Source organism: Klebsiella sp. HC6 (assembly GCF_022605325.1).
Classification (GTDB): Bacteria; Pseudomonadota; Gammaproteobacteria; order Enterobacterales; family Enterobacteriaceae; genus Klebsiella; species Klebsiella terrigena.
The window spans coordinates 2,722,813-2,747,904 of sequence record NZ_CP093276.1 but is presented as its reverse complement, the minus strand read 5'-3'; the positions used below and the strand labels follow the sequence as shown (position 1 = coordinate 2,747,904).

The 25,092-nt window shown below is 58.5% G+C and carries 25 protein-coding genes; 11 read left to right on the top strand and 14 right to left on the bottom strand.

Annotation, left to right across the window (positions count from 1 at the left end; genetic code table 11):
- Window positions 1-23 precede the first annotated feature (23 nt).
- From tyrS to anmK, 4 genes are all read right to left on the bottom strand, one after another.
- The gene (gene tyrS / locus MMW58_RS13380) at window positions 24-1,298 is read right to left on the bottom strand and encodes a tyrosine--tRNA ligase (RefSeq protein ID WP_241723576.1); all 1,275 of its coding nucleotides are present in this window, start codon (window positions 1,296-1,298) and stop codon (window positions 24-26) included.
- 248 nt (window positions 1,299-1,546) lie between these two features.
- Window positions 1,547-2,203: a pyridoxamine 5'-phosphate oxidase gene (pdxH, locus tag MMW58_RS13375; RefSeq protein WP_045859593.1), complete on the bottom strand. Its 657-nt coding sequence runs from the start codon at window positions 2,201-2,203 to the stop codon at window positions 1,547-1,549.
- Window positions 2,204-2,260: 57 nt separating this feature from the next.
- Window positions 2,261-2,584 (bottom strand): C-type lysozyme inhibitor, encoded by a 324-nt coding sequence (mliC, locus tag MMW58_RS13370; protein ID WP_041145832.1) that lies wholly within the window; start codon window positions 2,582-2,584, stop codon window positions 2,261-2,263.
- A gap of 91 nt (window positions 2,585-2,675) precedes the next feature.
- Window positions 2,676-3,800 (bottom strand): anhydro-N-acetylmuramic acid kinase, encoded by a 1,125-nt coding sequence (anmK, locus tag MMW58_RS13365; RefSeq protein WP_133599550.1) that lies wholly within the window; start codon window positions 3,798-3,800, stop codon window positions 2,676-2,678.
- Between the two features lie 363 nt (window positions 3,801-4,163).
- Between anmK and slyB the strand changes: the two genes are divergently transcribed.
- Both slyB and MMW58_RS13355 read left to right on the top strand, forming a co-directional pair.
- A complete protein-coding gene (slyB, locus tag MMW58_RS13360; RefSeq protein WP_095103095.1) occupies window positions 4,164-4,631 on the top strand; it encodes an outer membrane lipoprotein SlyB in 468 nt (155 codons plus the stop codon).
- Between the two features lie 224 nt (window positions 4,632-4,855).
- Window positions 4,856-6,211, top strand: a complete 1,356-nt coding sequence (locus tag MMW58_RS13355) for a sensor domain-containing diguanylate cyclase (protein ID WP_241723575.1) — start codon at window positions 4,856-4,858, stop codon at window positions 6,209-6,211.
- A gap of 38 nt (window positions 6,212-6,249) precedes the next feature.
- On the opposite strand, the gene slyA is transcribed toward MMW58_RS13355, so the two are convergent.
- Window positions 6,250-6,690 carry a transcriptional regulator SlyA gene (slyA, locus tag MMW58_RS13350; RefSeq protein WP_071844932.1) on the bottom strand — a complete coding sequence of 147 codons (441 nt, stop codon included), beginning with the start codon at window positions 6,688-6,690 and terminating at the stop codon, window positions 6,250-6,252.
- 170 nt (window positions 6,691-6,860) lie between these two features.
- On the opposite strand from slyA, the gene MMW58_RS13345 reads away from it, so the two are divergent.
- Genes MMW58_RS13345 through MMW58_RS13335 form a run of 3 tightly spaced genes read left to right on the top strand, consistent with a single transcriptional unit; the run spans window position 6,861 to window position 10,028 of the window.
- Complete coding sequence (locus MMW58_RS13345) at window positions 6,861-7,097, top strand: DUF1656 domain-containing protein (RefSeq protein ID WP_045858559.1); 237 nt, start codon at window positions 6,861-6,863, stop codon at window positions 7,095-7,097.
- A 10-nt stretch (window positions 7,098-7,107) separates the two neighbouring features.
- Window positions 7,108-8,004, top strand: a complete 897-nt coding sequence (locus tag MMW58_RS13340; RefSeq protein ID WP_241723574.1) for an efflux RND transporter periplasmic adaptor subunit — start codon at window positions 7,108-7,110, stop codon at window positions 8,002-8,004.
- The gene (locus tag MMW58_RS13335) at window positions 8,004-10,028 is read left to right on the top strand and encodes an FUSC family protein (protein ID WP_241723573.1); all 2,025 of its coding nucleotides are present in this window, start codon (window positions 8,004-8,006) and stop codon (window positions 10,026-10,028) included. Before MMW58_RS13340 ends, MMW58_RS13335 begins: the two co-directional genes overlap by 1 nt.
- 95 nt (window positions 10,029-10,123) lie before the next feature.
- Here the strand turns inward: MMW58_RS13335 and MMW58_RS13330 are convergent, their stop codons facing one another.
- Together MMW58_RS13330 and MMW58_RS13325 are read right to left on the bottom strand one after the other, a co-directional pair.
- Window positions 10,124-11,020 carry an aldo/keto reductase gene (locus MMW58_RS13330; RefSeq protein ID WP_123708160.1) on the bottom strand — a complete coding sequence of 299 codons (897 nt, stop codon included), beginning with the start codon at window positions 11,018-11,020 and terminating at the stop codon, window positions 10,124-10,126.
- A 48-nt stretch (window positions 11,021-11,068) separates the two neighbouring features.
- A complete protein-coding gene (locus MMW58_RS13325; protein WP_241723572.1) occupies window positions 11,069-11,308 on the bottom strand; it encodes a DUF1289 domain-containing protein in 240 nt (79 codons plus the stop codon).
- Window positions 11,309-11,451: 143 nt separating this feature from the next.
- Between MMW58_RS13325 and MMW58_RS13320 the strand changes: the two genes are divergently transcribed.
- Complete coding sequence (locus MMW58_RS13320; RefSeq protein WP_041145842.1) at window positions 11,452-12,051, top strand: TetR/AcrR family transcriptional regulator; 600 nt, start codon at window positions 11,452-11,454, stop codon at window positions 12,049-12,051.
- 53 nt (window positions 12,052-12,104) lie between these two features.
- Window positions 12,105-13,202: an alkene reductase gene (gene nemA / locus MMW58_RS13315; protein ID WP_241723571.1), complete on the top strand. Its 1,098-nt coding sequence runs from the start codon at window positions 12,105-12,107 to the stop codon at window positions 13,200-13,202.
- 88 nt (window positions 13,203-13,290) lie between these two features.
- Here nemA and MMW58_RS13310 read toward each other — a convergent pair whose 3' ends face one another.
- Genes MMW58_RS13310 through MMW58_RS13285 form a run of 6 tightly spaced genes read right to left on the bottom strand, consistent with a single transcriptional unit; the run spans window position 13,291 to window position 20,243 of the window.
- Entirely contained in the window at window positions 13,291-14,928 is a 1,638-nt protein-coding gene (locus tag MMW58_RS13310; protein WP_241723570.1) for a dipeptide ABC transporter ATP-binding protein, read from the bottom strand.
- Window positions 14,928-15,749, bottom strand: coding sequence for an ABC transporter permease (locus MMW58_RS13305; RefSeq protein ID WP_159236984.1), 822 nt, complete (start codon window positions 15,747-15,749; stop codon window positions 14,928-14,930). Before MMW58_RS13305 ends, MMW58_RS13310 begins: the two co-directional genes overlap by 1 nt.
- The gene (locus MMW58_RS13300; RefSeq protein WP_045858579.1) at window positions 15,746-16,687 is read right to left on the bottom strand and encodes an ABC transporter permease; all 942 of its coding nucleotides are present in this window, start codon (window positions 16,685-16,687) and stop codon (window positions 15,746-15,748) included. The genes MMW58_RS13305 and MMW58_RS13300 overlap by 4 nt, the downstream gene beginning before the upstream one ends.
- Before the next feature lie 18 nt (window positions 16,688-16,705).
- Window positions 16,706-18,250, bottom strand: a complete 1,545-nt coding sequence (locus MMW58_RS13295) for an ABC transporter substrate-binding protein (RefSeq protein ID WP_159236985.1) — start codon at window positions 18,248-18,250, stop codon at window positions 16,706-16,708.
- 13 nt (window positions 18,251-18,263) lie between these two features.
- Window positions 18,264-19,370, bottom strand: coding sequence for a C45 family autoproteolytic acyltransferase/hydolase (locus MMW58_RS13290; RefSeq protein WP_241723569.1), 1,107 nt, complete (start codon window positions 19,368-19,370; stop codon window positions 18,264-18,266).
- Window positions 19,371-19,382: 12 nt separating this feature from the next.
- Entirely contained in the window at window positions 19,383-20,243 is an 861-nt protein-coding gene (locus tag MMW58_RS13285; protein ID WP_133599533.1) for an alpha/beta hydrolase, read from the bottom strand.
- Window positions 20,244-20,470: 227 nt separating this feature from the next.
- Between MMW58_RS13285 and MMW58_RS13280 the strand changes: the two genes are divergently transcribed.
- Complete coding sequence (locus MMW58_RS13280) at window positions 20,471-21,121, top strand: GntR family transcriptional regulator (RefSeq protein WP_241723568.1); 651 nt, start codon at window positions 20,471-20,473, stop codon at window positions 21,119-21,121.
- Here MMW58_RS13280 and MMW58_RS13275 read toward each other — a convergent pair.
- Window positions 21,110-22,042 carry an AraC family transcriptional regulator gene (locus MMW58_RS13275; protein WP_241723567.1) on the bottom strand — a complete coding sequence of 311 codons (933 nt, stop codon included), beginning with the start codon at window positions 22,040-22,042 and terminating at the stop codon, window positions 21,110-21,112. The two genes, MMW58_RS13280 and MMW58_RS13275, sit on opposite strands and share 12 nt — an antisense overlap.
- Before the next feature lie 164 nt (window positions 22,043-22,206).
- Between MMW58_RS13275 and MMW58_RS13270 the strand changes: the two genes are divergently transcribed.
- From MMW58_RS13270 to MMW58_RS13260, 3 genes are all read left to right on the top strand, one after another.
- Entirely contained in the window at window positions 22,207-23,040 is an 834-nt protein-coding gene (locus tag MMW58_RS13270; RefSeq protein WP_241723566.1) for an oxidoreductase, read from the top strand.
- A 251-nt stretch (window positions 23,041-23,291) separates the two neighbouring features.
- Window positions 23,292-24,140: a ChaN family lipoprotein gene (locus MMW58_RS13265; protein WP_371823001.1), complete on the top strand. Its 849-nt coding sequence runs from the start codon at window positions 23,292-23,294 to the stop codon at window positions 24,138-24,140.
- An 8-nt stretch (window positions 24,141-24,148) separates the two neighbouring features.
- Window positions 24,149-24,913 carry an energy transducer TonB gene (locus MMW58_RS13260; protein ID WP_241723565.1) on the top strand — a complete coding sequence of 255 codons (765 nt, stop codon included), beginning with the start codon at window positions 24,149-24,151 and terminating at the stop codon, window positions 24,911-24,913.
- Window positions 24,914-25,092: the final 179 nt, after the last annotated feature.

Here is a 25,092-nt window from a genome sequence, read left to right as displayed (position 1 = left end):
CCCACGCCCCTGCCTTTACGCAATTACTTCCAGCAGACCAGACAGTAATTTTTCTTACCGCGGCGCAGTAAGGTATAGCGACCAAACAGGCGGTCGCCATCGCCGAAGACGTACTCCGGGTCAGCCTGTTTTTCACCGTTGATGGTCACCGCGTTGGAGGCGATGGTTTTACGCGCCTGGCCACGGGACGGCTGCAGCTCGGAATCCACCAGCGCCTGCATCAGGTCGGCGCCCTGTTCCATTTCAATCATCGGCACGCCGTCCTGCGCCAGCTGCTCGAAGTCCGCTTCGCTCAGCTCGCTCAGGTTGCCGTTAAACAGGCTCTCGGTAATACGCTTAGCGGCGATCAGACCCTCTTCACCGTGAACCAGACGCGTAACCAGTTCCGCCAGCACGTACTGCGCGCGCGGCGCCTTACCGCTGTTCTTGTCTTCTTCCTCGAGGGCATTGATCTCGTCAATTTCCATAAAGGTGAAGAACTTCAGGAAGCGATAGACGTCGGCATCCGCGGTGTTGATCCAGAACTGATAGAATTTGTACGGACTGGTTTTCTTCGGATCCAGCCATACCGCGCCGCCTTCGGTCTTGCCGAACTTGGTGCCGTCCGCTTTGGTGATCAGCGGAACGGTCAGGCCAAATACCTGGTTCTGATGCAGGCGACGGGTCAGGTCGATACCGGAGGTAATGTTACCCCACTGATCCGAACCACCGATTTGCAGCGCAACCCCGTGCAGTTCGTTCAGGCACGCGAAGTCATAGCCCTGCAGCAGGTTGTAGGAGAACTCGGTAAAGGAGATGCCCTGATCGTCACGGTTCAGACGCTGCTTAACCGCTTCTTTATTGATCATCTGATTAACGGAGAAATGCTTGCCGATATCACGCAGGAAGGTCAGCACGTTCATGCCGCCAAACCAGTCGTAGTTATTCGCGGCAATAGCCGAGTTGTCACCGCAGTCAAAGTCGAGGAAAGGCGCGACCTGTTTGCGAATTTTATCAACCCACTCCTGCACCGTGTCTTCGGTGTTCAGTTTACGCTCGGCGGCTTTAAAGCTCGGGTCACCAATCAGACCGGTCGCACCACCCACCAGCGCCACAGGCTTATGGCCTGCCTGCTGGAAGCGTTTCAGGCATAACAATGGAACAAGATGCCCCAAATGCAAGCTGTCGGCGGTAGGATCGAAGCCGCAATAGAGCGCGATCGTGCCTTGCGCCAGTCGCTCTGCTAACGCTTCCTCGTCCGTCACCTGGGCTACCAGCCCCCGCTCTTGCAATTGTTTAATCAAGTTACTGCTTGCCATCAAATTCTCCATCTATAAACGACTGCACCTTTGCCGGTACACGACTTTTCGCCAGACGCGAAAAAATACTGCACAAAATGATTCAGGCGGCATCACAGCGGCAAGCGTGGGGATCCTCTGGCGCTTACGCGGGTAAGCTACCGGAGCGAACAGGCACGGATGGCTACGATGCAGCGTGAAAAATGAAGCCTATAGAATAAAGCGCCGGGGAACGTAGCACCAGCGCTTAAAACAACATTTTGCGTCCTTTATGGCGCCAGACGGTCGATTTGCCAGCCTTCGTTTTGCCGCTGGTACAGAAAACGATCGTGCAGACGATGCTCGCCGCCCTGCCAGAACTCCATCTGCTCGATGTTGACGCGGAACCCGCCCCAGAAGCTCGGCAGCGGCACTTCGCCCTGCTGGAACTTTTGCTTCAGCTCAAGGAATTTGCTTTCAAGGATGCCGCGGGCAGAAATACGGCTCGACTGCTGGGAGACCCAGGCGCCGATCTGGCTATCGCGCGGGCGGCTATGGAAGTACTTCACCACTTCCAGCGTCGACAGACGTTCAGCTTTGCCGGTGACCATCACCTGGCGCTCCAGCATATGCCACGGAAACAGCAGGCTGACGCGGGGATTTTTTTCGATCTGGTGCGCCTTGCGGCTGCCGAGGTTGGTATAAAACACCAGCCCCTTTTCGTCATAGTGCTTTAGCAGCACGATGCGCTGGTAGGGCTGGCCGCTGTCATCAACGGTGGCCACCACCATCGCCGTGGGGTCGGCCAGGCGGGCATCGCAGGCCTGTCGGAGCCAGCGCTCAAACAGCGTCAGCGGTTCGGCGGGAAGATCGTGGCGACGCAGGCCGCCACGGGTATACTCTCGGCGCAGATGCGCGATTTGCTGCAATTCGTCGTTGTCTGACATGGCCATTGAGAAAAGAGTCTTCGGGTGGCGTTATTGTGCGCCCCCGGGACGGAAATCTCAACGTTTGGCGGTTTGCAGCTGGCAGTTTTCCAGCACCACGCGGTCGTGCTTGTAGACGGTAGCGCCGTCGCCTTTTGACCAGAAGACGTATACGCCGTCGGTGTAGCGAGCCCCCGACGCCGAGAGCCCCTGCTGCAGATTCAGCTGCTGGTTATCGTAAATGAAGCTCACCTGCTGGCGGACGTTATTGAGATGAACGGTCAGCGGTTTCTGATCGCACTGATACTCCAGCGTATCGGTCTGCATGCGCTCGGCAAACTGATTGTAATAGCTGCAGCCTGCGAGCATAAAAGGGATCACTGCGATAAGGATTTTTTTCATTTGGTTGCCTTCGACTTTCCCGGTCCAGGAGGGCGTTGACCCTCCACTCACTTCATCCAGTTTACCGGTTAATAAAATAGAGCGAGTTCAGTTAACTCTGATTCTGCGGCGCATTCGCCGGGAAAATAGCGCCAAGGATGGAGGCTTCACTGGCGCCGGTCACCGACGGCAGGTTGCCGGGCAGCCCGGAGATAGTCCGCCACGCCAGCCACGCAAAGGCCAGCGCTTCCATATCGTCACCGCTGATCCCCGCCGCGTCGGTGGTAGAGACCTCCGTACCCGGCAGCAGCGCCGCCAGCCGCGCCATCAGCAGCGGATTACGCGCCCCGCCGCCGCACACCAGCAGCCGCTCGCAGCCGCCGCTGAGCAGCACCTGCTCGGCGATCGTCACCGCGGTAAGCTCCGTCAGGGTGGTCTGAACGTCCTGCGCGCTGACGCCGGGATAGCGCGCCAGATGCCGCGCCAGCCAGCCGTAGTTGAAGTATTCGCGACCGGTACTCTTCGGCGCGGGCAGCGCGAACCACGGATCGCTGAGCATATCCTGCAGCAGCGGCAGCAGCACCTTTCCTTCGCTGGCCCATTGCGCATCTTTATCGTACGGCTTGCCGCACTGGCGCCAGATCCACGCGTCCATCAGCATGTTGCCCGGACCGGTGTCGTAGCCGCGTACCGGCAGGCCGGGCGCCAGCAGCGAGAGGTTGGCGATGCCGCCAACGTTTAGCACCATCCTGCGCTCGACCGGATGGGCCAGCAGCGCGTGGTGAAAGGCCGGAACCAGCGGCGCGCCCTGGCCCCCAAGCGCCATATCGCGACGGCGAAAATCCCCCACCACCGTGATGCCGGTATGGGCGGCAATCTGGTTGTTGTCGCCGATCTGCAGGGTATTAGGCGCATCGCCCATCGGCTCGTGCCAGACCGTCTGGCCGTGGCAGCCAATCGCAACAATCTCCGAGGCCTGAAGATTCTCCTGGCGCATTAACGCCCGCACCGCATCGGAAAACAGCCGCCCCAGGCGCGTATCAAGCTGCCCCAGCTGCGATAAGGTGAGCGTCTGTCCCTGACAGATGGCCAGAATCTCTTCTTTTATAGCAACAGGGATGGGATAAGACAGGCTGGCCTGCTGGGCCACAATACTTTCGTTAATTACCGCCAGAACAACGTCGATGCCATCCAGGCTGGTGCCGGACATTACGCCAATAAAGCGACCTGATTTCATACGCCTTCCTTCATTCCATGACTCTGGTATAGCGACACTCCATCATAAAGACGGGGTCATTGCTATGGGACAATAATTTTTTTTAACACTAAAACGGATAAACCTTAAATCATTCCAGCTGTCAGATAATCAGGTTTTAGCCGCTTTCAAACGGCGCAAAAGCCCGAGCAGAGAAGCCCGAAGCCTCGTGGTTATCAACGCGGCGCTTCGCGTAAAGCGCGTACGTTTAGCTGCGGTTAAGACGTCTGTGCTTATTATTTTTTGTATTGTTCATGTGGAAGCTATGCCAGCTGACGCTTAAATGCCATATAATTGACCACATGGAAGTTCAACAGAACGCTATTTGGTGAAGGAGATTCATAAATGATTTTACGTGTTTTGGCTGTCTCGATGATTGGTTTTACTCTTGCGGGCTGCGTGAGCAGCAGCGGCCTTTCCGGTGATGTTTACTCCGCATCCGAAGCCAAACAGGTCCAGAGCGTAACTTACGGCACCATCGTTCATACCCGCGCGGTTCAGATCCAGGGCGGCGATGACAGCAACGCCATCGGTGCTATCGGCGGCGCAGTTCTGGGTGGATTCCTCGGTAACACCATCGGTGGCGGCACGGGCCGTTCGCTGGCAACGGCAGCAGGCGCAGTAGCGGGCGGCGTAGCCGGCCAGGGCGTCCAGGGCGCAATGAATAAAACCCAGGGCGTTGAGCTGGAAATCCGTAAGGATGACGGCAACACCATTCTGGTGGTCCAGAAACAGGGCAGCACCCCGTTCTCCGTTGGCCAGCGCGTGGCGATTGCCGGCAGCGGCAGCCAGGTCACCGTATCCCCGCGTTAATCTTTTTTCATGCGGCCTTTCGGGGCCGCCTTATTCCCCAAATATCAATCTATTAACCCCACTTTTTCTCCTTTTGAATTCAGCCTGCCGCGGCGTTAACGGCCGGAGATTTGCGCTGGCGCAATATTAATCGCGCACGTGGCCTTATTATAGTCCCTGCCCCATATCATCATGCGCGACAGTGACGTCGCTCCGTGCCGTCTTATTTCCCAGGGATGAAGAAGATGCTAATAAACTCACAGCCTTTATTAAACAAGGCGTTACTCTATTTACTTATCTGTATTATTGCCACTGGCCTGATACATTTATTTGCCTCCTCATTAATTAGTCGTACATCTACGGCCAGCCCGGTACTATTGCCGGTACTGACGATATTTTTATTGATATTACATCTCACGATTTCCTGCTTCATGATAATGAAGTACTGGTGCGTTCGGGAGCGTCTGTACCTGACCGCCATTGCCTGCGCCTTCGCCGGCTCGGCGCTGCTGATGCTGGGAGCGCTAAGCGGCCACTCGGGCTGGTTACTCTGCAGCCAGGGCCCCATGCCTAACGCCAACGACGCGCTGATTTTCTTTACCTTCCGCAACGCGATGATGGTAATACTGTTCACCGTCGCGATTATTTTATATCGCTTCCGCCATAGCCCGCGCCTCACCAAAAGGGTACATGCGGTTATTCTGACGGGCTGCCTGAGTTTTACCACGCTGATAATTACTCTGTCGTGGCTTTATTCAAGCAATCATCCGCTATTGAATATCGCGCTGGTCGACAATTTCAGCCATCAGTTCTCTCCGCTCTGGCATAATTTTATCGGACGGATTTTAGTCGCCAGTTGGCTAATAACGCTGACATTTTTAATTTATATAAGCAGATTGCAAAATATATTCTGGTATAGCGGCGCATTCTTTTGTTCGGCTTATATATTTACACTGCTGGTGCTCATGCCGCAGAGTGACATGCTGTATTCGTGGTATCACGCGCGGACGTTCGAAGCCATCAGCACGTTATTTATGTTTTTTATCCTGCTGTGTGATGTCTTTACGCTGTACCGTCGCTCCAACGATAAATATCTCGCGTCATACCAAAACTCAATCCGCGACCCGCTGACCCGCCTGCATAACCGCAGCTATTTCTACGACGCCCTCAACGCACAGCTGACGAAAGCCTCGGCATCCCAGCCGCTGTCGGTGATTGTCAGCGATCTCGACTACTTTAAGCGCATTAACGATAGCTACGGGCACGTGCAGGGGGACAAAGTCATTCAGTTTACCGCCGACGTGCTGCAAAAAAACGTCCGGCCGCAGGACGTTGCCGCCCGCATTGGCGGCGAAGAGTTTGCTCTACTGCTGGTGAATACCGGTCCAGGGGACGCCGGCGCTATCGCCGAGCGCATCCGTCTCGCGGTCAACGAGCGAAAGGACGCCCTGCCGGAAAGGATGACGATCAGCGCCGGGGTGTTTACCGCTGTTGACGGCAACCTGAGCGCCGAGGAGTGCGTGAAGCGGGCAGATACGGCAATGTATGAAGCGAAAAACGGCGGACGCAACCGCGTCGTCGTGTGGTGTGAGGAGAAGTAAAGGATGAAGGGCCTTGAGAGATCAAGGCCCTGGACAGGTTAATCTTTTGCCTGGAGGTCCAGAATATTGTGTTCCAGTTTGCGAATCAAACCGAGCAGCATTTCAACCTCTTGCGTCGAGACGCCGGCCAGAATTTCATCGCGCGTTTTGCTGATAACCTCTTCCATCTCATTGATCAGCGGCTCCGCTTTTTCCGTCAACCGAATACGCTTCGCCCGCCGGTCGTTGGCGCAGGTCTGGCGAGAAATGAGCCCTTTCTCCTCCAGCTGATCCAGCGTACGCACCAAAGAGGGCTGCTCAATTCCGATGGCTTTCGCCAGCTGAATCTGCGACTGCTCGGGCGGCAGCTGATGGATGTTATGCAGCGTGACCCAGTGCGTCTGCGTTAACTCCAGAGGTTTCAGGCGATGGTCGATCAGCGCGCGCCAGACGCGCACTAAACGTGCCAGATCAGAACCCAGTGGCGATTCCAATTTCATCTCCTTATAATTAGCTTGCTAAGTTATTATACTGATTTTAGAATAGTGTGCAGCATTTAAATAATCAAAACAAATGAATTACCTGATTCACTAATATGAAAACAATGATTTACAATGCAAATAATAGCATTACCTGACATTCTCCCTGCAACGGCAAAGGATTTTTGCTTGTGAAACTGAGTCTTAACGCTTGCGGATTGTCGCTCCAGGACCTGGTGTTTGGCGCTTCTATCTATTTCCCTCCCTTGTTTAAAGCCGTCCTGCTGGGATTCTTTCTCTGGCTGGTGCTGCATCGTCAGCTGCGCGACTGGATGTACGCCGGCGACATCTGGCACCCGCTGCTGATGGATCTCTCCCTGTTTGCGCTTTCAGTGTGTCTTGCACTGGTTCTGTTGACCGTCTGGTAATGTTAACTCGATGAAAAAACTAAAATACTTCTCAACTTTACTGATTGTTGCGCTGGCGATTATTGCTGCCTGGCTGGTCTGGAACTACTACACCCAATCGCCGTGGACCCGCGACGGCAAGGTGCGCGCCGAGCAGGTCGGCATCACGCCTCAGGTCTCCGGCAGCATTCTGCAGCTCAACGTCCGCGATAACCAACTGGTGAAGGCCGGAGACGTGCTGTTTAAGATTGATGACACTCCCTATCGTATTGCCCTACTCGACGCCCAGGCGCAGCTGGCTAAAACCCGCGCGGAGCTGGCGAAAGCTAAGGTCGCGCAGTCGAAGGCCGCCAGCGACGCCGCCCGCCGCCGGGACCTGTCGCGCAACGTGATTTCCGCCGAAGATCTTGAAAGCGCCGGCACCGCGTTGAGTAGCGCGAACGCGGTCCTCGAAGCGGCGAAAGCCGTCACCGGCGTCGCCCAGGCCAGCCTCGAACACGCTCAGTGGCAGCTCAGCCAGACCCTGATTAAGGCGCCGGTTGACGGCTGGGTCACCAATCTCTCCACCCGCGTGGGCGACTACGCCTCCGTTGGCCGCCCTCTGTTCGCGCTGGTAGACAGCCATTCGTTCTACGTCATTGGCTATTTTGAAGAAACCAAGCTGCGCCATATCCGCGCCGGCGATAGCGCCGAGGTTATTCTGTATAGCAGCAAGCAAAAGTTACAAGGTCACGTTTCCAGCATTGGCCGCGCCATTGTTGACCAAAGCGTTGAAAGTGGCGCCGGGCTGGTGGCGGATATTAAACCGAATATTCCCTGGGTACGCCTGGCCCAGCGGGTGCCGGTACGCATCGAGTTGAGCAGCCTGCCGCCGGAGATAACGCTTATCTCCGGTACCACCTGCACCGTCTCTATTGGCCGCCCGTAGTGAACGTGCAGGCCCTGACGTGGCGCGCACTTCCGTGGGTTAAGGCCAGCCGGGCGCAGTGGCGATACGCGCTGCGCAACGGCATTGCCATGTGCCTGGCGCTGAGCGTTGCCTACTGGCTGAACCTGGACGAACCCTACTGGGCGATGACCTCGGCAGCGGTGGTCAGCTTTCCTACCGTCGGCGGCGTTATCAGCAAAAGCTTTGGCCGCATCGCCGGCAGCCTGCTCGGCGCCTGCGCCGCCCTGCTGCTGGCCGGCCATACGCTGAACGATCCGTGGCTGTTCTTATTTAGCATCTCGGCATGGATCGCGCTTTGCACCTGGGCCTGCGCGATGTACACCAACAACGTCGCCTACGCTTTCCAGCTTGCCGGCTATACCTGCGCCATTATTGCCTTCCCGGTCATCAACGTGACCGACGCCAACGAGCTGTGGACCATTGCCCAGTCGCGCGTTTGCGAAGTCATCGTCGGGATCCTTTGCGGCGGGGTCATGATGATGATCCTGCCCAGCACCTCCGACGGCACCACGCTGCTGACGGCGCTAAAAAATATGCACGCCCGTCTGCTGGAGCACGCCAGCCTGCTGTGGGTGCCGGAAACCACCGACGCCATTCGCACCGCCCACGAAGGCGTTATTGGTCAGATCCTCACTATGAACCTGCTGCGCATTCAGGCCTTCTGGAGCCACTACCGCTTCCGCCGGCAGAACCCGCTGCTGAACTATTTGCTGCACCAGCAGCTGCGTATGACCAGCGTCATCTCCAGCCTGCGCCGGTTGCTGCTCAACTGGCCCGATGCGCCAAAAAATACTCGCGCGGTGCTGGAGACCCTGCTGAGCGAGCTGGCCAGCCCGCGCGCCGATCTCTACTCCGTCGCCCGCATTATTGCCCCGCTGGCGCCCGGTGCCGCCGCCGACTACCGGCACCTGGCGTTCTGGATGCGTCTGCGCTACTTCTGTCGCCTCTACCTGCGGAGCAGCCGCTGGATAGCCCGGGTGGAAAACGCGACGGCGGTGAGCGAATTCAACGTCCCTTCGGCGCCCGCGCTGGCCCGCCACACCGACCAGGCGGAAGCGCTGTGGAACGGCGTGCGAACCTTCTGCGCGCTGGTGATGGTCGGGGCCTGGGGCATCAGCACCCAGTGGCAGTCCAGCGCCGCCGCGCTCACCCTCGCCGCCATCTGCTGCGTGCTCTACTCCGTCTCGCCCTCGCCGTTTAAATCGCTGACGCTGCTGATGCGCACCCTGGTGCTGCTTTCGCTGTTCAGCTTCGTGGTGAAGTTCGGCCTGATGGTGCAGATAACCGATTTATGGCAATTTTTGCTGTTTCTTTTTCCGCTGCTCACCACCATGCAGCTGCTCAAGCTGCAGATGCCAAAGCTGGCGGGCCTGTGGGGGCAGCTGATCGTATTTATGGGCTCGTTTATTTCGGTGACCAACCCGCCGGTGTACGACTTTGCCGCATTCCTTAACGATAACCTCGGGAAAATCATCGGCGTAGGCCTTGCCTGGCTTGCCTTCGCGGTGATAAGCCCGGGCTCGGATGCGCGCAAAAGCCGTCGCCACATCAAAGCGTTACGGCGTCACTTTGTCGACCAGCTTAGCCGCCATCCGCAGCATAGCGAACACGAGTTTGAGTCTCTGGTTTATCACCATATCAGCCAGCTGAGTAACAGCCAGGATGCCCTGGCGCGCCGCTGGCTGCTGCGCTGGGGGGTTGTGCTGCTTAACTGTTCGCACGTGGTGTGGCAGCTTCGGGAGTGGGAAACCCGCTCCGACCCGCTCTCTCAGGTGCGCGACCTGTGCATCAGCCTGCTGCGGGACGTGATGAGCGAGCGCGGCGTGCAGCAGCGGCCGCTGGCGTCAACCCTCGAGGAGCTGCAGCGCATTTGCGACACGCTTAATCATCACCATCAGCCGGCGGCCAGGGAGCTGGCGGCGGTTATCTGGCGCCTCTACTGCGCGCTGTCGCAGCTGGAGCAGGCCCCGGTTGCCGGAACGATAGAAGAGAGAACGGCGTGAGGCGCCGGCGCTGAAAGAAAAAACCCGGATAGCGGCGCGGGCCGTATCCGGGTTTATCGGGCGTATCACCGGCGCCGCGGGCGCTCTGGCTGCGCTTACGGGACGTCGTATCCCAGCGCGGCTTTGCGGATGCGGAACCACTGCTGACGGGACATATTGAGCTTTTCCGCCACCAGCGCGGAGCGGACGCGCTCAATTTTGCCGGAGCCGATAATCGGCAGCGGCTGCGACGGCAGGCGCAGGATCCACGCGTAAACCACCTGCTCAATGCTTTCGGCATTCAGCTCCTGGGCAACCCGAGCCAGCTCATCGCGCAGCGGCTGGAAGCTTTCATCATTAAACAGACGACCGCCGCCCAGGCAGGACCACGCCATCGGCCTGATCCGCAGCTGCTGCAGCTGATCTAAGGTGCCGTCCAGCAGCAGCGGCTGATGTACCGGTGAGATTTCCAGCTGGTTAGTCGACAGCGTAAACGGCAGACGCGATTGCAGCAGGGTAAACTGGGCCGGCGTGAAGTTAGAGACGCCGAAGTGGCGCACCTTGCCGCTGTGGTGCAGCGCGAGGAAGGCTTCGGCGACCTCATCGGCATCCATCAGCGGGTCCGGGCGATGAATCAGCAGCAGATCCAGGTGGTCGGTAGCCAGGTTGCGCAGCGACTGCTCGGCGCTGAGCACAATATGGTCGCGATCGGTAATGTAGTGACCAATGGTGTTTTCCGCGCGCGCCATCGTGGCGATGCCGCATTTGCTGACGATCTCCATCCGGCTACGCAGGTGCGGAGCCAGCTTCAGCGCTTCACCAAACGCCGCCTCGCACTGATAGTCGCCGTAAATATCCGCATGATCAACGGTTGTGACGCCAAGATCCAGGTGCTGCTCAATAAAGCCGACCAGCTCTTTGGCGGACATTTTCCAGTCCATTAAACGCCAGTAGCCCATAACAAAACGCGAGAATTCCGGCCCCTGCGGGGCCATAGCAATACGCTGAACCATAACAACGTCCTCAACAAAAAAGTGCTTTGAGTATACTCATTTTTGCAATTAAAACAGTGAGGGTTGCTGCGGTTCTTCCGCTGTTTCCGCCTTAGTCGCGCGTAATTTACGCAACTGGCGCTGACGACACAGCCGCAGAACGTCCTGCTTTTGTACGTCGCTCATCGTTTGCCAGGCGAAACGCTCCTCGCGGCTGCGCAAACAGCCGCGACAGTAGCCGCGTTCGTCCGACTGACAAATTCCCCGGCACGGGCTCTGTACCGGGAAAAACTCCAGCTGCTCTGCCACCTCACGCCTCCGGTCACCTCGTTCTCTCTCTCATTGAAGACGTTTCATCCGCGGTTGGCAACTTTTGTTGCTCAGCCTCTGCGCCACGCATCATTTAAAATTATCACTTGCATTAGACCAATCGGTCTAATACAGTGAGCGGCATGAACAAACATAGCGAATGCGATACCCGCGAACATATCCTGGCCACCGGCGAACAGCTGTGCATGCACCGCGGCTTTACCGGAATGGGCCTGAGCGAACTGCTGAAAACGGCGGAAGTGCCGAAGGGCTCTTTCTACCACTATTTTCGCTCGAAGGAAGCTTACGGGGTTGCGCTGCTGGAACATCACTACGCTGGCTATCTGCAGCGGCTGGTGGAGCATTTCGCCCACGGCGAAGGCAACTATCGCGATCGTCTGCTGGCCTACTATCAGCATACGCTGACCCAGTTCTGCCAGCAGGGCATTATCAGCGGCTGCCTGACGGTGAAGCTGTCGGCGGAAGTTTGCGATCTGTCGGAGTCGATGCGTACCGAGATGGATAAAGGCGCCAGCCAGATTATTACCCTGCTTGGCGAAGCGCTGGAAAAGGGCCGTCAGGAAGGCAGCCTGGTCTTCAGCGGCGATGCATTAACCCTGTCGCAGGTGCTCTACTCCCTGTGGCTGGGTGCAAACCTGCAGGCCAAGATTACGCGCAGCGCAACGCCGCTTGAAAGCGCCCTTGCCCATGCCAAAAGTATTATTGCCGCGCCTGGCGTTTGACAGGCGTTTTTATTTAACGAATTGCAAGACGACCGGTCTACTCAGGAGTCATTATGTCCGAATCAAAATTGTTTACCCCGTTGAAAGTGGGTGCGGTCACCGTACCTAACCGCGTGTTTATGGCTCCATTGACCCGCCTGCGCAGCATCGAACCCGGCGATATCCCGACTCCGCTGATGGCCGAGTATTACCGTCAACGGGCCAGCTCCGGGCTGATTATCTCCGAAGCGACGCAGATCTCCGCCCAGGCTAAAGGCTATGCCGGCGCCCCGGGTCTGCACAGCCCGGAGCAAATCGCGGCCTGGCAGAAAATCACCGCCGGCGTTCACGCCGAAGCGGGACATATTGCGGTACAGCTGTGGCATACCGGTCGTATCTCACATAATAGCCTGCAGCCGGGCGGCGCGGCGCCGGTTGCGCCGTCCGCAATCAGCGCCGGCACCCGTACGTCGCTGCGCGATGAGAACGGCCACGCCGTGCGCGCCGATACCTCGATGCCGCGTGCGCTGGAGCTCGATGAGATCCCGGGGATCGTCAACGACTTCCGCCAGGCGGTAGGCAACGCTCGCGACGCCGGCTTCGATCTCGTTGAGCTGCACTCGGCCCACGGCTACCTGCTGCACCAGTTCCTGTCACCAACGTCTAACCAGCGTAGCGATCAATACGGCGGCAGCGTTGAAAACCGCGCGCGCCTTGTGCTGGAAGTGGTTGATGCGGTCAGTCAAGAGTGGAGCGCCGATCGCATCGGTATCCGCGTATCGCCAATCGGCAGCTTCCAGAACGTCGATAACGGCCCGAACGAAGAAGCCGACGCCCTGTATCTGATTGAAGAGCTGGCTAAACGCGGCATCGCCTACCTGCACATGTCCGAGCCGGACTGGGCCGGCGGCCAGCCGTACAGCGACGAGTTCCGTCAGAAAGTTCGCGACCGTTTCCCGGGTGCCATCATCGGCGCGGGTGCCTATACGGTTGAAAAGGCTAACGATCTGATTAGCAAAGGGCTGATTGACGCCGTGGCTTTCGGCCGCGACTTTATTGCCAACCCGGATCTGGTTGCCCGTCTGAAGTACAAGGCGGTGCTGAACCCGCAGCGTCCGGAGAGCTTCTACGGCGGCGGCGCGGAAGGCTATACCGACTACCCTACGCTGTAACGCTTTCTTTTATAGCGACAAAATAAGAGCGGCGGCCTGACGCCGCTATTTTTTCATCTGCCCGCCCGCAGTCCGCTTAGCGACGCGTTCAGGCCGGCTGCTGCAGCTGGTATCCTCCCTGCTCCCGCGGTTTGAGAACCGGCAGGCAGCTCAACAGCCGCTGCGTGTAGGGATGAAGAGGATTATCCAGAACCTCATCACTCCAGCCGCTCTCGACCAGAACCCCCTTTTCCATCACCAGCACCCTGTCCGCTATCTGCTCCACGGCGCCGAGATCGTGCGTAATAAACAAGCAGGCAAACCCGTAGTGCTGCTGGAGCCGCTTGAGCAGTTCGAGAATTTGTTTCTGTACCGTCATATCCAGCGCTGAAGTGGGTTCATCGGCAATAATAAAGGCCGGGTGACGGACAATCGCCCGCGCAATCGCCACCCGCTGACGCTGTCCTCCCGAAAGCTGATGAGGATAGCGGGACGTAAACAGGTCTCCCAGCCCAACCTCATCCAGCACCTCGCGCACCCGCTGCTCGCGCGCGCTGCGGTTCATCGTCGCCAGCAGCAGCAGCGGCTCTTCGATAATTTGCGCGACGCGCATCCGCGGGTTAAGCGAGGAGAAGGGATCCTGCTGGATCATCTGGCACTCCCGCCGCCAGGTGGTCATCAGCGCCTTATCCGCCGGATTAAGCGCCCGCCCCCGAAACGCCAGCACGCCCTGGCTGGCCTTTAGCATGCCCGCAATAAGCTTACCGATGGTGGTTTTACCGGAACCGCTCGCGCCGACCAGCGCCACCGTTTCGCCGGCGCGCACGTTAAAGCTGATCCCTTTGACCGCGTGCGTCACCTTTTGCGGGCGGAACCAGGACTTGCGGCCTACGTAGCGGATATCGACATCCGTCAGCGCAATCACGCTTTCTGCCGCCAGCAGCCGCTGGCGGTCCGGCGCCGGCTGACGTACCGGCAGCGCTTCCAGCAGGCGCCGGGTGTAGGCGTGCTGCGGTTCGGCCAGCAGCCGCTGGCTGTCGTTCTGCTCAACGATTTCGCCTTGTTCCATCACCATAATGCGCGACGCATAGCGTGCAACCATCGACAGATTGTGGCTAATCAGAATAACGGCGCTGCCCTTTTCGGCGGTGAGCGCCAGCATCAGATCCATAACCTCATGCTGCACCAGCACGTCCAGCGCGGTGGTCGGCTCATCGGCAACGATCAGCTTCGGCTCAAGCAGCATGACCGCAGCGATCATCACCCGCTGGCGCATGCCCCCGGAAAACTCATGGGGGTAAGCGCCTAGTAATTTCCCGGCATCCGCCAGGCCGACGCGCTCCAGCATCGCAATAATCTTTGCCCTTCGCGCGGGCTCGCTAAGGCGAGTGTGTAATGCCAGCCCTTCATCAAGCTGACGGCCAATCGTCATAGCCGGATTTAGCGACGTCATTGGCTCCTGAAAAACCATGCCAATGCCCGCGCCGCGCAGGTCGCGCAGCTGCTCCGCCGTAAGATGATTGAGGTCGCGGCCGTCAAAAACCAGCGAATCGGCAAAGCTGGTCACTCCCGTCGGCAGCAGCGAAATTAAAGAACGCATCGCCAGGGTTTTACCGCTGCCGGACTCCCCGACCACGGCCAGCACTTCGCCGGGCGCGAGCGCAAATGAGATGCCTTTTACGACCTCTCGCCCCGCGACGCTAACCCGCAGGTTGCTAACCTGCAATAAGGCGGTTGTATTGTTCATCACTGCATCCTCGGATCGAGATAATCACGTAACGCGTCACCCAGCATGTTCACTCCCAGCAGAGCCAGCGATATACAGAGGCCCGGCAGGAGCGCCAGCCACGGCGCCTGGGCGAGATAGCTGCGGCTGGCGGCCAGCATATTGCCCCACGTCGGTTCCGGAGGCGGCACGCCGAGACCGAGAAATGAGAGCGCGCTTTCTGAAATCAGCACCCAGCCCAGCATCGAGGTTGCCAGCACCGTCAAGGGCGCCAGGCAGTTGGGCAGAATATGACGGCGCAGGATCGCCCATTCGTTATGCCCCATAACCCTGGCCGCAGAGACAAACTCCGCCTCGCGCAATCCCAGCACGGTCCCGCGAACGATGCGCACCACAGAGGGGGTGTAGGCGAGGCCCAGCGACAGAATAATGCCGTAGCGGTTGTTGCCGAGAATGCTCAACAGCGCCAGCGCCAGCAGGATGCCGGGAAAGGCCAGCAGCGCATCGGTCAGCATCATAATCAGCCGGTCCACCGCGCCGCGCAGGTAGCCGCTGATCAGCCCCAGCGTAATACCGACCAACAGCGCAAAGCCAACCGTCACCAGAGAGATAGTCATACTGGCATTGGCTCCGGCCAGCAGGCGACTCAGCACGTCGCGACCGTATTCGTCGGTACCCAGCAGGTGACCCGCTCCCGGGGACTGCAGGCGCGCCAGAATATTGATCCGCGACGGGTCCAGCGGGGTCCAGAAGAAGCCCACGATGCCGGCCAGCGCGATGGTGCCAATCAGCGCGATTCCCAGCAGCGCGTTTGGCGCGAGGACGATATGTTTTCTCTTCACGCAGAAACCCTCGGATTGAACAGTGGATAGAGCGCATCAATCAGCAGATTGGTGAGCACATAGAGCGTGGCGATAAACAGCATACATCCCTGAATAACCGGATAGTCGCGGGCATAAATGGCATCCACCAGCAGGCGGCCGAGCCCCGGCAGGCTGAAGACCGTTTCCGTCACCGCCACCCCGCTGAGCAGGTTGCCGAGCGTCAGGCCAATCAGCGTCCACGTCGGCCCAAAGGCATTCGGGAACACGTGGCGCGTTAGGACCGCGCGCTCGCGCAGCCCCTTCGCCCGGGCGTGGGAAACATAATCAAGCCGCAGCACCTCCAGCGTACTGGCCCGCATCATGCGGACCAGCGCGCCGATTTCCACCAGCACCAGCGTCATCACTGGCATCAGCAGATACAGCAGCCCCGCCTTCAGGTCATCGCTCAATGAGACGTAGCCGACAACCGGCAGCCAGCCGAGCTTCAGGCCGAGCAGCAGCAGGATAAGCAGCCCCATCCAGAAGCTCGGGATCGACAGCAGAAACGTGGAGAACATCACCAGCCCGGTATCCAGGGAGGAGTTCTGTTTCCACGCCGCCAGCATTCCCGCTGGCACCGCGAGCAGCGAAGCGATAACGATGGCGACCAGCACCACGCTTAGCGTCACGCCGAAGCGCTGCAGAATCAAAGGCAGCACCGCCTGACCGCTCTGAATTGAGTGGCCAAAGTCGCCGTGCAGCACGTTAGCGGACCAGATAAAGAACTGCTGCACTATCCCCTGATCCAGACCCATGCTATGGCGCAGATCGGCAAGGCTGGATTCCGTCGCCATATCCCCCAGCATCAGCAGGGCCGGGTCGCCCGGCACCATGCGCGTCAGCAGAAAGACCAGCACGGTCACCAGCAGCAGCGTCGGAATAGCGGTCAAAATACGGGTAAGCAGAAACTGCAACATGCGCGTCTCCTTATCTCATCAGGCTTTGCTGACGTTCCACAGCCGCGCAGCGGCGGCGAGCCAGGATTTATAGCCGCTGATAGCCTTACGGTGTGCGACAATATCCAGCCCGGGATAAAAGATGATCAGCGGAACATCAGCAATCATCTGCTGGTGCAGCTTATCGGTGATGGCCTGGATCCGCGCCGGATCGTCGACGGTGGCCAGCTCATCGGTCATAGCGATAGCCTGCGGGTCGCCCCATACCTTGCGTTTCTGCTTCGTTTTATCGCCCACCAGCTGCTCAAACGCCAGCGCCGGGTTAAAGCGCGCGGAGTAGGTGAAGGTCATCATCTGATAGCGCCCTGACTGATAGCGCTCAAGCTGGGTCGCCCACTCCATGGTGGTGACGCGGGCGTTAATTCCCGCCGACTGCAGCATCGCCTGGATAATAATGGCCATGTCAAAGCTCGGCACGGTCGCGCGTTTATTGGCGATAATCTCCAGCGGCTCGCCTTTATAGCCCGCCTCTTTCAGCAGTTGAGCCGTGCGGGCCGGATCGTACTTATAGCCCTGTTTTTGAATATTGCTGTAAAACGCCGAGGCCACGGAAATGTTGGAGTTGGATGCCTGCGCCAGATTCTGGCTGGTTCCCAGCGCGATCTGTTCGCTATCCAGCGCAGAGGCTATCGCCTGACGAAGCTTGACGTTTTTCAGCAGCGGATCGTCGGTCTGGATCAGCATCACGTGACGCTGGGCGTTCGGCGCCACTTCGAGGGAGATATTGGGGTCTTTTTTCAGGTCGATGCCGTCAATCGGGCTCACCTGCGCCAGATCCACGGCTCCCGACTGCAGGCCCGCCTTCACCGTTGCCGCATCGGGGATCGCCATAAAGCGCACTTCCTCCACCAGCGCTTTTTTCCCGCCGACAAAGCCGTCCTCTTTCCCCGCCAGCGCGCTGTAGTCGGCAAAACGCTTCAATGAAACGTACTCACCATGCTTCCACTCCCCAAAGCTGAACGGCCCGGTGCCGATCGGCGCGATCCAGGTTCCGTCCGCGGCAACCGATTTAGGGCTGATAACCGCAGCCGCGCCGCAGTCGGTGCGCGCCAGCGTGTCCAGAAATAGCGCCACCGGTTTCTCCAGCGTCATGACCACAGTATGCGCATCCGGCGCGCTGACGTCGGTAACATGAATCAACCCGCTGCCGTCAAATTCGCGCAAACATCGCCACTGGGTTTTCGGGTCGTTCCAGTGTTTCCAGCTCCACACCACGTCCTGCGCCGTCATGGCGTCGCCGTTGTGAAACTTCACCCCTTCACGCAGATGGAAGGTATAGGTTTTACCTTCATTACTCACGTCCCACGATGACGAGAGCATCGGCCCCACGGTACCGTCTTCACGGTAGCCCACCATACCTTCCACCACGTGCATCAGGACATCATCGGTGTTTCCGTCCCGGTTGACGCCCGGCTGGCTGCTGCGGATATCCTGATTCAGCGCAAAACGGATAACCTCGCCATCGGCCGCCTGCGCCACCATGCCCGGCAGTAACAGGGCAACAGCTGATAATAATTTTTTCATAGCGATCTCTCTGTTAATCAAGCGTGTAGCGCGTGAAGTCGCGATTAAGTGCCGGAAGCGGGACCACATCCATCATCCCCTCGGCGGGGGTCATCACGATCATCGCCACCGTGGCGGATAAATCGCTGCTGAACCCCTGCCGCGGCGGACGACATACGGAATAGGGGGAGCCGAAGTCATCGAAAAAGGCGTTTTTCATCTCCTCTTCTCCCGGTTTTGCATGGGCATTAAGTAATTCATGGACGCGCCAGCTGCGGTACAGCGAATCCGGCGAGGCATCGATGCCCTCTTCGCGAACTTTGCAGCGTGCGGGCAGGCTTTCCCAGTGGTTGGCATGCACCAGCAGGCCATTTTGCGGATAGAGGGTGAAGCTTTCGTCCGGGGCGCATTCGAAATCAATGGCAAAGCCCTCTTTTGTGCTGAGGATCATATTGTTGGAGCACGACTTTGGCGTGGTGGTGACCACCTTCATCGCCAGCGCCATGTGCTGCTGTTCCAGCGCCTTACGACGGATCAGCGACAGCGGGACGCCCTGCTGCTGATAATCGCGCTCACACCGCAGATAGTTCGCGGTGATGCCGATACCGGCGCTGTTCATGCCGCTGCGTCCAAGCCCTCCGGCCTCCACAAAAGTCAGGACATCCGGCCCCTGCTGACGCTTAATTTTCACCACTACCGAACTCTCCGCGCACTCCGCGCGCCAGTCCCAGTTTTGGCCATGAATCAGTTTGCCGTGCGGGCTGCGCTGCGGCAGGATCACCGCGCCGGTACAGCCATCTTTTATGCTGTCGTCGTGCGGCGTCTGGCACTGCTGCATGCTGCGCGCCTGGGCGATAACTTCGGTACGGGCGTTGATCATCACAATCGCTTCCAGCGAAACCCCGGAGGCGCAGGCAATGCCGCGCATTTCGTCGAGATAGTCCGCGTCAAACTCGCGGATGATGGCGCTGAAGCTATTAATCAGGCGATCGCGCTGTTCCTGGCCGATCCGCAGGGCGTTGAGCTGGTCGCCGTAAATGGCCACGCTGGCGTGGATCCGAGCCTTAGCCTGCTCACCGTACTGGCAGCCCCGCTCGTACGGCGTGCCGGAAATTTCGATTAAGGGAAAAGGTTGCGTCACGTTATTCGCTCCTCAGCGATTTGCCTGCAGTACGCGCAGGAAAAAATCTTTTACTTCATCCAGCACCTTCATGCCGTCGTGGCCGACGTTTGGCACGATCTCTTGTTCCGCCTGCACGCCGTGTTCACGTAAGCTGTTGAGCAGCGCGGTATTACGTTCGATTCGGGTAGCGCCGGCATCATTGCATCCCGGCAGATAGTACCGGCCGCCGGGCTGATGGGTGATCTCCCAGGTTTCCAGATCGACCTTGCCGACCACCAGCTGCACCGCCACCTCTTTTAAGGCGCGGTAATCCAGAGGCCTGCCAAAGATTTGCTCAAAGTTCTGCACCCCCGGCCACCAGGCCTTGCTGTCGTCCAGCAGCGTGACGGAACCCGGCGCGCCAATGGAGACCCCCAGCAGCTTTTCCGGGTGAATGTAGAGGAATCGATGGGCGAAATGACCGCCTCCCGAGTAGCCAAACAGCAGAAACTTGCCAAAGTCGTAATCCAGCAGCTCGCTCACTTCATCAATCATCGCCAGCAGCGCCAGGTCATAGCGAATATCCTGCTCAATGATGTATTTAAAGCCGTGTGAATTCCCGTCCCCTAGCGGCCCAACGGGGAACAGAGGGGCCAGAACAACGCAGCGGTTGTAGCGGGCGAACTCGGTAAAAGCATCCCGATATTGCACCATCGAACGACCGGTACCGTGCATCGCGACGACCAGGCGATATCCGGTTTTGTCACCATCGAATCCGGGCGGGACGTACAGGCAGTACTGGAAGCGGGGATCGTGTCGGCTGGAAAAAATCGTCGTGCTGCCGCGATAGTAAAGCGCCTGGCTACGCCCGGCGGCATGCTCAGAATCATTCTTAATTACTGATAGTTCCATAAATTGTTTCTCGTTCATCGACTGTTCAAAATTGATTCAAACACAAAACCAAAATTGGCGCCAATTTAATAAACAATTTATTAACAAAAGATCTGGTTCATGTCACAATTCAGCTTTGGGTCAGAGCAAAAGCCAATAGGCAGACGGTTTAAACTGGTGCCAAAGCCGGGAACCGTTCATTATCAGGCTGCAAAAAATCGCGGGAACCAGGACAAGGAGCTGAGGATATGATGCAAGGTAAAAGCACTCTGGTGCACGTTGCCAACCTGCTGGCGATGGATATTAATACCGGGGTTTTCCAGCCAGGCGCCTGGCTGAAACAGGTCGAGCTGGCTGAGCGCTATGAGTGTACGCGCAGCGATGTTCGCCGCGCCCTCGATCAGTTGGTCATTGAACGGCTGGTGCAGCATGTTCCCAATCGCGGATACCATGTTTATTCGCCCGACGTGCAGCAGCGCCGCAATATTTCGCGCATCCGCGCGGTGCTGGAGAGCGCATCGGCCAGCGATATTGTGGAGCATATCCAACCCGCACAGCTAGCCGCCCTGCGCCAGAGCGCCGAATTATTTGACCACTACACTCAGTTCGGCACGATCCTGCAGCAGTATGAATCCAACCTCGCCTTTCACCGCGCGCTGCTTGCCCCCTGCTCGAACAAAGACATGATTGAACTGATTTTCGAACTCCGCAGCCGGGTTCCCTCCGCGGCGCTGGGGCAATGGAACTCGCATGCGAGGATCGTCCAGTCTTCACAGGAACATTTCGCGATGGTCGAGGCGATAGAACAAGGCGACCCTTCTGCCCTGGCGACGCTGCTGCGCCAGCACATCCTGCAGGATGACGATGCACCGGCCCCGGCGGACGGCTCAATGCGATGAGATAAACGCGGAGGGCGTAACCGGGGCGGGCAGGGAAAAATTGCGCTTCATGCGCTCAACTTCACGCACCGGCGTCAGGCCAAAAAGCCGCTTAAACTCGCGGCTGAACTGAGAAATGCTCTCATAGCCGACCCGCACGCCGGCGGCGGAGGCGGTCAGGTTGCCGCGCAGCATCAGCAGCCGGGCCTGATGCAGGCGCGTTGATTTCAGGTACTGCATCGGCGAGGTGTTGGTTACCGCCTTGAAGTGGCTGTGAAAGGTCGGAACGCTCATCCCGACCTCTTTTGCCAGGGCGCTAACGTCAAGGCTCTCGGCGTATTGCGCATGAATTTTTCGTATCGCTTTCGCCACCTTGCCAAACTGGCCCTGCATCCGCAGGGCGCTGCGCAGCGCCGGTCCCTGCTCGCCGGTAAGCACCCGGTAATAGATCTCCCGCAGCATCGACGGTCCGAGCATTTCCGCATCCAGCGGCGAAGACATAATCTGCAGAAAACGCAAAACCGAGCCGCCGATCTGCTCATCCATCAGGCTCGACATCATGCTTCGCGGCGCGGCGGTCGCCGATGCGCCGCGGCCGTCAAGCTCCAGCAGGAGATCTGCGGCTAAGGTGAAGTCCAGGCGAATGTAAATGGCCAGCATCGGCTCGGCTGCGCTGGCGTCGGTTTCCATGGTGAACGGCACCGGCACGGAGACCATCAGATAATGCCGGGCGTCATACAAATAGACATCATTGCCGAGAAACCCCTGCTTTCTCCCCTGCACGACAATAACGATCCCCGGCTCGTATAAAACCGGCGTGCGCTGCAGCGGTCGGTTCGATCGCAAAAAGCGAACGTCGGGCAGCGTGGTAAGGTTGTAGCCCTCCTGAGGGGTCAGATGGTCCAGCAGCATTACCATTTGCCGGTCAGCGGTGGTTGTCATAAAGCCTGCGTTAAAGAAGCGGAAACCTGCGCGAAGTGTGACACTCCCAGCCCGTCGCGTCCAGACGACTCATAGGAACAGGCAAAGACCGCAGAGGATCGGGGCTACGCCAGAGCACCGTTCGGCCCTATTCTGCCTGCTCAATGTAACGAAGGAGAAGCCGTATGCATTCAACAAAACTATTTTTCATCACCGGCGTCAGCAGCGGGTTTGGCCGGGCGCTGGCCGAAGAGGCGCTCAGCGCCGGGCATCGGGTGGTCGGAACGCTACGAAACGGGAGCGACCGGGAGCAGTTTGAGGCCCTGTCGCCGGGTCAGTGCTTTGGCAGAGTGCTGGACGTTACCGATTTTGCCGCCATCCCGCCGCTCGTTGAGGCCGTAGAGCGGGAAATAGGCGCGGTTGACGTGCTGGTCAATAACGCCGGCTACGGTCACGAGGGGATCATGGAAGAGTCGCCGCTCGAGGATCTCGTGGCGCAATTCAACGTCAACGTATTTGGCGCAGTTGCGATGATTAAAGCGTTTGTACCCAGGTTCCGCGCGCGCCGCGCCGGCCATATTCTGAATATCACCTCGATGGGCGGATTCATCACCATGCCCGGCATCAGCTACTACTGCGGCAGCAAATTCGCTTTGCAGGGTATTTCCGAAACGCTAAGCAAAGAGCTTAAGCCTTTTAATATCGCCGTGACGGCGGTGCAGCCGGGATCGTTTCGAACCGACTGGGCCGGGCGCTCAATGGTGCGCGCTGCCCGCAGTATTGACGATTACGACAGCAGCTTCGGCCCCATTCGCGAAACGCGAATGCAGCGCAGCGGCCATCAGCCGGGCGATCCGCGCCGGGCGGCGCGGGCGATGCTGGAGCTGATTAACCATCCGGCCCCTCCGGCGTCGCTGCTGCTGGGAAGCGATGCCGTGACGTTGGTTAAAGAAAAGCTGCAGCAGATGAGCGCCGGGATCGACGCCTGGGAGGAGGTCAGCCGCTCCACGGATGGCTAATATACGCCGGGACTCTGTCCAGGGAAGGACGAGAACCCGCCCGCCGTTTAACGCTCCCCGCCTCCTGCCCCTCTGTGCCCCCCCTCTGCCGCGCGGCCCGACGTTTCGGCTAAACCCACACGATTAACGATAATGCGAATGATCTTGATAATCATTATCATTGTTACATATAATTCTGTAAAAATACTCAGCATAAAAATAAATGCTAACAATAAAACAGAAAACGGATATTTATGTTTAATATGGAATGCTTGTTAAAATCTCTGGTTGTTAGCGGCGCGTTGGCCCTGACGGCATGCCACGGGGCGTCCTCGACGACGTCAGCCCCGGCAACCACCCCGGTTCAGGACTGCGCCTGTATTGTGGATACGGCCTCCGGCAGCACCCTGACGCCGGCACAGCTTATCGCCAGGATCCGCAGCGCCCCGATAGTCATCGTCGGCGAAGAGCACACCAACGTCCGCCATCATCAGATTGAGCAGTGGCTGCTAAAAAATCTGGCACAATCCCGCCCTCAGGGCAGCGTGCTGCTGGAGATGATCGATATCAGCCAGCAGGAGGCGGTCAATCGGGTCAAGCAGGCCAGCGTGGCCGGAGCGCCGGTCAGCGCCACCCGCGCGGCGGAAACGATGCGCTGGAACAGCGGCTGGCCGTGGGATCTCTATCGTGACCTGGTGATGACGGCTCTCGAGGGCCCCTGGCCGCTGATGGCCGCCAACATCAGCCGCCAGCAGGTCAACGAGCTCTATCAGCGTCCCGCTTTCCCGAGCGGAGAGCGCTCTTCTCGCCCGCAGGTGCATGAAGCCCTGTCGGCTATCATCTTCCTGATGCACGACGGTCAAATCAGCGGCGAGCAGGTCACCGCGATGATGGCCATTCAGCAGAATCGCGATCGCTTTATGGCCAAACAGCTCATCCAGGCGCCACACCCGGCGCTGCTGATTGCCGGCGGCTACCACGCCGCCAAAGATGTCGGTGTCCCCCTACATCTGGCCGATTTAGGCGCGGAGAAGCCGCTGGTGGTGATGCTCACCACCGACGGCACCGCCCTGACGGCCAAACAGGCTGACTATATCTGGCCCGTGCTGGCGGCAAAATGAAGAGCCCGATGAATACGCGCGCGCCGTGGATAAAGGGCTCCGCCGGCAGCGTGCTGCTCCACGCGGCGCTGGTGCTGCCGTTTATTCTCCATTTTTCCCTCAGGCAGCCTGAATCGACGCCCGCCGCGGTGATGATTGAATACGCGCCCGAGCTGGAGGTCTCCTTCATTCGCCCCGAGCTGCCGCCGGGCGTCAGCCAGCAGCGCAGGGTAGAAGCCATGACCGAACGCGAGTCGCTCCATAATAAAGAGCTGCCGAAACTGCGCGAGCACGAGGACGCTGAGCTTAAGCTGGCGGCAGCAACGCCGGAAAAAGAGCGCAAAAAGAAAACGGAAAGAAAGAAGAAATCGGCCCAGGAGCGTAAAGAAGAGCAGGGAAACTCGACCACCACCAGCCTGGCCGCCCCGCCGATACAGTCCGCGCGGACGCAGCGCAATACGGCGCCGCTGGACACCGACGCCGCCAGCACCAGCCAGAGTAAAATCAGCTGGGAATCGCTGGTGAAGGGCAAAATCAACAAAATGCGCAACTACCCGGACGATGCAAGGCGGCGTAAACGTACCGGGACGGCCGTCATTGCCTTCAGCGTCGATGAGCGCGGCGAAATACTTAGTACAAAACTGGTCACCTCATCCGGCACCCTGTCGCTGGATCGGGCGGCGCTCATTGCGCTTGAAAGCGCCCGACCGCTGCCGCCGCCGCCAAAAGAGATGCTCAAAAACGGCGTCCAGAAGGTCACGCTACCGGTGGAGTTCGGGCTGTTAAAAATATAACAATGAGCGTTACCTGTATTAACCGCTGGTCGGTTAACAAACTTAAATAGCGTCATTTAATTGATTCATTTCTGAATAACCGGCCGCTGCGGGGAGAATATTCTCTGGCGGTGGCGGAACTTTTATTTTTATTTATGAGCAAGTTATCGTAGCGCAGCCGTTCGGCTGCGCGGGGTAAT